5 protein-coding genes are annotated in these 8,785 nt (G+C 68.3%); all 5 read right to left on the bottom strand.

All coding sequences use genetic code 11. The features are described 5' to 3' along the window. Positions 1 to 82: 82 nt before the first annotated feature. Positions 83 to 2,785 (bottom strand): DNA polymerase I, encoded by a 2,703-nt coding sequence (gene polA, locus D7Y13_RS33385; protein ID WP_120537503.1) that lies wholly within the window; start codon positions 2,783 to 2,785, stop codon positions 83 to 85. A 59-nt stretch (positions 2,786 to 2,844) separates the two neighbouring features. Then, positions 2,845 to 5,055 (bottom strand): FHA domain-containing protein, encoded by a 2,211-nt coding sequence (locus tag D7Y13_RS33380; RefSeq protein WP_120537502.1) that lies wholly within the window; start codon positions 5,053 to 5,055, stop codon positions 2,845 to 2,847. Positions 5,056 to 5,062: 7 nt separating this feature from the next. Beyond that, positions 5,063 to 6,829: a TadA family conjugal transfer-associated ATPase gene (locus D7Y13_RS33375; RefSeq protein ID WP_120537501.1), complete on the bottom strand. Its 1,767-nt coding sequence runs from the start codon at positions 6,827 to 6,829 to the stop codon at positions 5,063 to 5,065. Positions 6,830 to 6,996: 167 nt separating this feature from the next. Further along, on the bottom strand, positions 6,997 to 8,445 hold the full coding sequence (locus tag D7Y13_RS33370; RefSeq protein WP_120537500.1) for a type II and III secretion system protein family protein: 1,449 nt from the start codon (positions 8,443 to 8,445) through the stop codon (positions 6,997 to 6,999). Positions 8,446 to 8,491: 46 nt separating this feature from the next. Beyond that, on the bottom strand, positions 8,492 to 8,785 hold a 294-nt coding region (locus D7Y13_RS33365), incomplete at its 5' end, for an A24 family peptidase (protein WP_500683189.1).

Here is an 8,785-nt window from a genome sequence, read left to right as displayed (position 1 = left end):
GTGCATGTCCGCCGTCGCCACGCTGAAGGTGCCGCTCAAGGTGGACGTGGGCGCTTCTCCCGCTTTTTTTTATCCGCGAAGCCTAGTGCGCGTCCGCCCAGCTTTTGCCCGCGCCCACGTCCACCTTGAGCGGCACCTTCAGCGTGGCGACGGCGGACATGCACCGCACGGCCAGCGCCTTCACCGCCTCCACTTCCGCGTCCGGCGCTTCGATGAGCAGTTCGTCGTGAACCTGGAGGAGCACGCGCGCCTTCAGCTTCTCCTGCCGCAGCGCCGCATCCACCGCCAGCATCGCCTTCTTCATCAGGTCCGCGGCGGTGCCCTGGATGGGCATGTTGATGGCGGCGCGCTCAGCGGCCTGGGCCACGCCCCGGTTCTTGGAGAGCAAATCGCCCATCAACCGGCGCCGGCCGTAGAGCGTCTCCACGTAGCCCACCTTGCGCGCCTGCTCCACGGTGTCCTCCAGGTACTGGCGGATGCCCGCGTACCGGGTGAAGTACCGCTCGATGACGTCGCGGGCGCGCTCCTGGGAGATGCCCAGGCGCGTGGACAGGCCGTGCGCGGACAGGCCATACGCGATGCCGAAGTTCACTGTCTTCGCCACGCGGCGCTGCTCGCGGTCCACGGCCTTGGACTCCACGCCGAAGATCTCCGCCGCCGTGCGGCTGTGGACGTCCTCGTCATCCAGGAACGCCTGGATGAGCACCGGGTCCTCCGCGATGTGGGCCAGCAGGCGCAGCTCCACCTGGGAGTAGTCCGCGCTGACCAGCTGGTGGCCCGGCTCCGCCACGAAGGCGCGGCGGATCTCCCGGCCCACCTCGGTGCGGATGGGGATGTTCTGGAGGTTGGGGTCGGACGACGACAGCCGGCCCGTGGCGGTGGCCGCCTGGTGGTACGTCGTATGGATGCGCCCGTCCTTCGCGACCAGTGACGGCAGCGTGTCCAGGTACGTGCTCTTGAGCTTGGACAGCCCCCGGTACTCGATGAGGGCCCGCGCGAGCACGCTGCCGTGCTCCTCCGCCAGCTTCTCCAGCACCTCCTGATCCGTGGACGGGCCCGTCTTGCCGCGCTTGAGGATGGGCAGCTTCTGCTCTTCGTAGAGCACCTGCGCCAGCTGCGGGTTGGAGCCCAGGTTGAAGACGTGGCCCGCGGCCGTGTGGCACTCGGCCTCCTTCGCCTTCACCTCCACGTCCACGCGCTCGGAGATGCGCCCCAGCTCCTTCACGTCCAGCTTGACGCCCTCCCGCTCCATGCGCGCCAGGATGGGCAGCAGCGGCAACTCCAGCGTGCGCGCCAGCTCCGCCAGGCCGCCCAGCTCCAGCTCCTTCCACAGCTCCGGCGCCAGCCTGCGAGCCGCGTCCGCGCGCACCGCGTACGCCGCGGCCACCTCCTCCGGCCCGTGGTCCGACAGCGCCCGCCCCTTCTTGCCCTCCACCGACGCGGGCAGCGCCGGAAGTTCCGAGCGCAGCCGCTCCCGCGCCAGGTCCGCCAGCGCGTGCTCGCGGCGCGACGGGTTGAGCAGGTAGCTCAAGAGCTCCACGTCGTCGTGCGCGCCCTCCAGCGTCAGGCCCTCGTTGGCCAGCACCAGCGTGAGCGCCTTGAGGTCATGCCCGCCCTTCTTCACGCCCGCGTCCGCGAGCAGGTCCTTCACCGCCGCCACGAACGCGGGCACCGGCACCTGGGCGGCGCCCAATTGCTGGTGCCGCAGGGGCACGTAGCGCGTGGTGCCGTCCGGCAGCGCCACGCCCAGGCCCACCAGGGACGCCGCGAAGGGCATGCCCTCGAAGGCGGGCACCAGCGTGACGGCCCCGGCCGCGCGCGCCGCGTCCACCAGCGTCTGGAGTTCCGCCTCGGTGGTGACCAGCGAGGTGGTGATGACGAGCGGCGCCACGTCCGGACGCGGCGTCTCCTCCGCCGGCAGGTCGCGCAGGAGCGCGAAGAACTCCAGCTCCGTGAACAAGTCCCGCGCGCGCGTGCCGTCCGGGGCCTTGCGCACCAGGTCGTCCAGCTTCACGCCCAGCGGCAGCGTGGTGTTGAACGTCACCAGTTGCTTGGCGCGCGCCAGGCTTTCGCGGTGGGACTCCAGCGCGGCGCGGATCTTCGGCTTCTTCACCTCGTCCAGCCGCGACAGCAGCGTCTCCACGTCGCCGAACTGGTGCAGCAATTCCACCGCCGTCTTGTCGCCCACGCCGGGCACCTTGGCGACGTTGTCCACCGCGTCGCCCACCAGGGCCAGGAAGTCGCGCACCTGCCGGGGCAGGAGGCCCAGCTTCTCCTGCACGTCCGCGATGCCCATGCGCTTGTTCTTCTGGGGGTCGAAGAGGGTGATGTCCTCGTCGACGATCTGCATGAAGTCCTTGTCGCTGGTGACGACCAGGACCTGGAAGCCTTCCGCCTTGGCCTGCAGGGCCAGCGTGCCGATGACGTCGTCCGCCTCCCAGCCCTCCGCGTCCAGCGAGGGCAGGTTGAGCACGTCACCCACCTTGCGGATGAGCGGGAACTGGGGCGTCAGGTCTTCCGGCGGCGCCTTGCGGTTCGCCTTGTACTGCGGGTCGATCTTCTGGCGCTCCACCCGGCCCGACTTGTCGAACGCCAACGCCACGTGCGTGGGCTTCAGCTCCTGCAGGGCCTTGAGCACCATTCGGGTGAAGCCCAGCACCGCGTTGGTGGGCACCCCCTTGCTCGTCGTGAGCGGGGGGATGGCGTGGTAGGCGCGGAAGATGAAGCCAGAGGCGTCGAAGAGGGCCAGGCGGCGCTCGGAGCGCGGGGGGCTGGTGTCGGCCATCCCCCGTGCCTAGCGCGGCTCCCGCTCCCTGTCCACGAAGCCCCACGTCGGGGCTTTGCTCAACGGCACTTCAGCTCCGCCTTCTTCGCCGCCAGCAGCTCCGCGATGCCGTCACCCGGCACGGCGAAGTCCTCCACCGCCGCCAGGTCCATGCACCCCGACGCGTTCGACAGCACCTGCTGCGCCTGCGTCGAGCAGAAGGCGACCGTCCGGTTGAGGTCCGTGTTGCCCTTGTAGAAGTCGAAGCCCAGCTTCCAGATGCGGCAGCCCCGGCGCCGGTCCTCGCGATCCGCGAAGTGCTTGCCGCGCAGGTAGGCCGCCTGCGCCATGTCCTGGAAGATGTTCTTCCGGTAGAACGACAGATGCGTCTCCGCCAGCTCGCCCATCAGGCGCTTGTCCGTCGTCAGCGCTTCCTTGAAGGGGGCCACCGCACGCTCGGGATCCTCCCGCGTGAGCGCGCTCTCACCCGTCTTGAAGAGCTGGTCCACGTTGGACACGTCCCGCATCAGCTCGTCCGCCTGGGCGTGGTACTGCGCGGAGTCCACCTTCGAGCGCAGCTTCTGCAGCGTCGCCAGCGCCTCGCTGCCGCGGCCCGCCCAGTAGTCCATCATCGCCGCCTGCATCAGCTTCGCGCTGTAGCGGCTGTTCATCATGTTGCGCACTTCGCTGGCCTGATCCGGCCCGGACTCGTCCACCGCCAGGATGTCCGACACCGGGCACGTCCATGGCGCCGCGTTGCGGTCCAGCTTGAGGCGGGCCACCAGGAACTTCACGAACATGGCGTCCTTGGGGCGCCACTCGTTGCGGCGCAGGCCGCCCTCCAGCTTGAGCGTCTGGCCAATGGGCGGAGACAGCTCCTCCCGGTTCTGCTTCTGGCACCACACTTCCATGTAGTCCTGGCAGCGAGGCACGGCGGCGCTCCACTGCGAGTTGCCCAGGTAGCGCTTGCAGTCGTCCTTCGCGCGCGACACGAAGCGGTCCGCGGACTCGCGCGCCTTCGCCTTGGCGCGGCGGAAGTACTCGCTCTCCTTCGGAATCTTGCGCAGCGCGACGAGGGCTTCCTTCTCGCGGTTGAGCTCGACGGACTTCTTCGCGAACTCGAAGTTCTCGAAGGCCTCCTTCTCCAGCTTGATGCGCCGCACGAGGGTGTTCGCCTCGGCGTTGATGGGGTCCTGGTCAAGCGCCTTCTCGCAGGCCGCCTCGGCCCGGCTCCAGTCCGGCTGGCCCATCTCGTTGGACGCGTAGGAGCGACACTCGCTGAGCAGCTCCTGCACCTGCTGCCCGGGATCCAACGCCGCGGTCTGGGTGGGCGGCGGGGGCTTCGCGCCGCCCGCGACGCCGGACACCTTCACCACGGCCACCACCGCCAGGAGCGCCATCGCGCCACCGGCGATCACCAGCATGTTGCGTCGGCCGTTCGCCGCCTCCGGATCACCTCGGCCGCCGCGCCGCACTGGAACGCCCGCGCCCGGCCGCCGCGCCGGCGTGTCGGCCGTCTCGTAGGCCATCTCCACCACGCCAAACTGGATGATGTCACCGGCCTGCAGCTCGACGAACTCCTGCCCCAGCAGCTCGCCGTTGAGCAGCGTCCCGTTGGCGCTGCCCAGGTCGCGGGCCCGCACGACGTTGCCCTCGCGCGCGACTTCCGCGTGCTTGCGGCTCACCGAGTCGTCGTCGAGCATCACCACCGCCGGCGGCGCCCGGCCCACCAGCACCACGCCGCTGATGGGGTAGGACTTGCCGGCCCACGGCCCCGTCATCCCCTTGAGCACCGGGCCTGAGCCCGCCGCCGCGGGTGCGCTCATGGCCCGCGAGGGCCGCTTCGCCAGCGCCGAGCCAGGAGGCTTCGCGGCCCCGTTCGCCGTGGCCTTGGCGCGGATGCTGGGCATCGCGCGCGTGCCCCGCACCGGCACGTCCGCGAGCGCCGGAGGCTCCTCGTCCGACACGGTGTCCACCGCCGCCCTGCGCCCGCTGGAGCGCTTGGCGCCGCCCTTGAGCTTCAGCTCGTAGTCGCCCAGCAACACCTGGGAGCCGGGCATCAGCGCCGTGGGGCCATCGATGCGCTGTCCGTCGATGAAGGTGCCGTTCTGGCTGCCTCCATCCTCGACGTAGACGGTGCCGCCCTCCACGTAGACGCGCGCGTGCTGCCGCGACACGCCCCCTTCCGTGAGGACGAGGTCATTGCCCTGCTGGCGGCCGATCTTCAGCTCGCCAGCGATTTCGTGCTCGTGCTCAGTGCCGTCGGGGTGACGGACGACCAGGGTTGCCATGGGCGCGTCAGTCCTCGCGGAAGATGCTCATATTCACCGGAAGGCCCTTGCGCTGAAGTTCGTCATAGAACTTCGGCACGAAGCCCGAAGCCACGTAGCGCCCGCGCACCTTGTGGTCCTCGGTGAAGCCGTCCTGCTTGTAATAGAAGATGTCCTGCAGGGTCACGATGTCGACCTCCATGCCGGACACCTCGGTGATGTAGCAAATCTTGCGCGAGCCGTCGGAGAAGCGCGTCTGCTGCACGATGAGGTGCACGGCGCTGGCGATCTGCTCGCGGATGGCCTTCACCGGCAGCTCCATGCCGGACATGAGCACCATCGTCTCCAGCCGCGCGATGGCGTCGCGCGGCGTGTTCGCGTGCAGCGTGGTGAGCGAACCGTCGTGGCCGGTGTTCATCGCCTGGAGCATGTCCAGCGTCTCGCCGGAGCGGCACTCGCCCACGACGATGCGGTCGGGCCGCATGCGCAGGCAGTTCTTCACCAGCTCGCGGATGGTGATGGCGCCCTTGCCTTCCAGGTTGGGCGGGCGGCTCTCCAGCTGCACCCAGTGGTCCTGCGGAAGCTGCAGCTCCGCGGCGTCCTCCACCGTGATGATGCGCTCCCCTTCCGGGATGAACGAGCTGATGATGTTCAGCGTCGTCGTCTTGCCGGAGCCGGTGCCGCCGGAGATGACGATGTTGCGCCGCGCCGTCACGCACATCTCCAGGAACTCGGCCATCTGCGCGGTGACGGTCTTGTACTTGATGAGATCCTGGATCTTCAGCGCGTCCTTCTTGAACTTGCGGATCGTGATGCAGGGGCCCTTGAGGGCCAGCGGCGGGATGATGGCGTTGACGCGGCTGCCGTCCTTCAAGCGCGCGTCCACCAGCGGGCTGGATTCGTCGATGCGCCGGCCGATGGGCGCCACGATGCGCTCGATGACGCCGAGCACCGCCTGGTTGGAGGAGAAGGTCTTCTCCGACAACGTCAGCTTGCCTCGCTTCTCGATGTAGATCTGGTTGGCGTGGTTCACCATGATCTCGCTGATCTCTTCCGACGCGAGGAACGCTTCCAGGGGCCCCAGGCCCAGCGCCTCGTTGATGACGTCGGTGAGCAGCTCCTCGCGGTCCACGTCCGTGGGAAGCTCTCCGTCCGCTTCCATCTGGTCGATGATGTCGCGGATGGCCTTCTCGGTGCGGCGCCACAGCTCCTCGTCCCCGAGCCGGTCCATGTCCATGCGACGCAGGTCCAGGTACTCGATGAGCCGGTCGTGGATCTCCTTCTGGAGGCGCGAGTAGCGCTCCAGCTTCGGGTCCACCTTCTTCTTGTTCTTCGCCATGGCCGCGGCCATGGACGCGGGCATGCGGTTGGGCGCGGCGGGAGCCGGAGCCTCCTCCTCCTCGTAGGGCTCCTCCTCCTCGTAGGCCTCTTCCTCCTCGTAGGCCTCCTCGCCCTGCTCCTCGTCGTACGCCTCTTCACCCTGCCCGTCGTCCTGCGGCGCGTCCTCCAGCGCTTCGACGTTGAGGATGTAGTCGCCGATGGAGACCTGGTCCGTGGGCTTGAGCACCATGGGCCCGGCGATCTTCTTGCCGTTCACGAAGGTGCCGTTCGTGGACTTCATGTCCACGATGATGAAGCGTCCGTCCTTCTCGACGATGCGGGAGTGGTACTTGGAGACATTCCCCTTCGCCAGAACGATGTCATTGCCGGCGAGCCGGCCAATGGTGATCTCGTTCTTGGGGTATTCCCGCTGCTCCGTCCCGCCGCCCTTCTCCGCCAGGGTGATGAGAAACATGGGTCGGGATGCTACCAAGCCCTCCTGCGACCTCAAAGGCTCCTGCGCACGCGCTTGCCTGCCCGCAAGCTCTCGGGCCGGCACCCTCCCCCCTCTTGGGAGGGGAGCGGGGCCGGCCCGGGGGTCGGATCCAGTCGCTGGAGGGGCGCCCACAGGGGGCGCACCCGTCAGTCGAAGATGTTGAAGTTCACCTCGGAGCGGGCCTGCTTGTAGCGGGTCTTCACGTCCTCGATGATGCTGCGGACCTTGTCCGAGTCCGGGTTCACGATGCGCGGGGTGACGAAGATCACCAGCTCGCGCTTGGTGGAGTCGAACGCGCGGTTCTTGAACAGCTCGCCCACGATGGGGATGTTGCCCAGGCCCGGCAGCTTCGCGACGGCCTTCTGCTCGTCGTGGCTGAACACGCCCGACAGCACGATGGTCTCACCGTGGCGCACGGTGACGTTCGTCTTCACCTTGCGGGTGCGGAAGCCGGGGATGGCGGACGAACCACCGAAGGACACCGACACGGACGTGTCGATTTCAGAGGCCTCCGCCTCCACCTCCGTCTGGATGTTGCCGTTGCGGTCCGCGGTGGGGCGGATGTTCAGGATGACGCCGTAGGGCTTGTACTCCACCGTGAACTGCGTGTTGGTGATGAGGGGGATGGGCACCTCGCCACCGGCCAGGAACTCCGCCTTCTCACCGCTCGCGCACACCAGCTTGGGCTGCGCCAGCAGGCGGCCGTAACCGTCGTTGGCCTGGAAGCCGATGCTCAGCTCCGACGCGCCGGTCGCGCTCAGGATGAGGTTGGAGACCGCGTCACCCGACGGCATCAGCGTCTTGTTGAGGTTCACCGTGCCGCTGAGGCCACCGGTGATGTCCGTGGGGTACTTGATGCCGTAGCGGTCGCGGCTGTTGCGGCGGATTTCGACGAACTGCACCTCGGAGAGGATCATCCGCTTGATGCCGACGACGAGCAGGTTCTCCACCTTCTCGCCAATGGCCTTGGTGATGAGCTCCGCCTTCTGCAGGTCCTGCTGGCTCTCCACGGAGCCCTCCAGGAAGATGGTCGCGCCCACCACGTTGGCCTGCACGTTCTTCAGGCCCGCCTTCTGGAAGGCCGCGTTCAGGTTCTGCGCGACCAGCTTCTTGGCGTTGGGGGCGATCTTCACGAACGACTTCACGTTCGGATAGAGGCTCACCACCTGCTCGATGCGGTCCGCGTCCTGCGTGGTGTAGGCCTGACCGTCCAGGTAGATGCGGTCGCCCACCATGCGCACGGAGACGCCTTCGATTTCGCCCAGCAGGCGCTTGATTTCGGAGATGACCTCGTTGGGGTCCTGCTTGCGGACCGTCACCAGGTAGCTGATGCGCTGACCCGAGGACTTCCAGACGAGCAGCGTCGTCTTGCCTTCCGTCTGGCCGGTGACGAGCAGCTGTCCGGTGCCCAGCGTCTTCACCTCGGCGATGGACGGGTCGCCCAGCGCGACGCGGCTCAGGCCGGGGATGGTGAGGACCTTCTGCGTGCCCACCCCGAGGCTGACGGTGCTGCCCTCCTGGGCCAGGGCGGGGGCGCTGGCCACCAGGGTGACGAGGGCGCCAAGCGCTACGGCGTGCGTGAAGCGAGTGGACATCGTGTGAATCCCCTTCTTGCGTGCGTGCGCGCTGACGGTCCGCGCGCTATCCCAGATGTTGTTGCTGCCACCACATGGCCCAGAAAGTCCCGAGCGCGATGGAGACGCCGTAGGGGATGTGTCGCACGGGCGCGGGAGAGGTTTCCTCGCGCATCCATTTCGCCCGCACCGCCCAGCGACGGGCCACCGCCGCCAGCGTGTCCCAGACGGCGCCCTGCCACAGCAGCGTGACGACCGCCTGGAGCGCTCCCACCAACGAGATGAAGGCCGCCGCCGCGAGCACCGCCGGGAACCCCAGCACACAGCCCACGCCCGCCATCAGCTTGACGTCCCCCCACCC

Origin of the sequence: Corallococcus praedator (assembly GCF_003612125.1) — a bacterium.
In the GTDB taxonomy this organism is placed as follows: Bacteria; Myxococcota; Myxococcia; order Myxococcales; family Myxococcaceae; genus Corallococcus; species Corallococcus praedator.
Note: the sequence above shows the minus strand (reverse complement) of the source record. Positions and strands in the feature narration are given on the sequence as shown.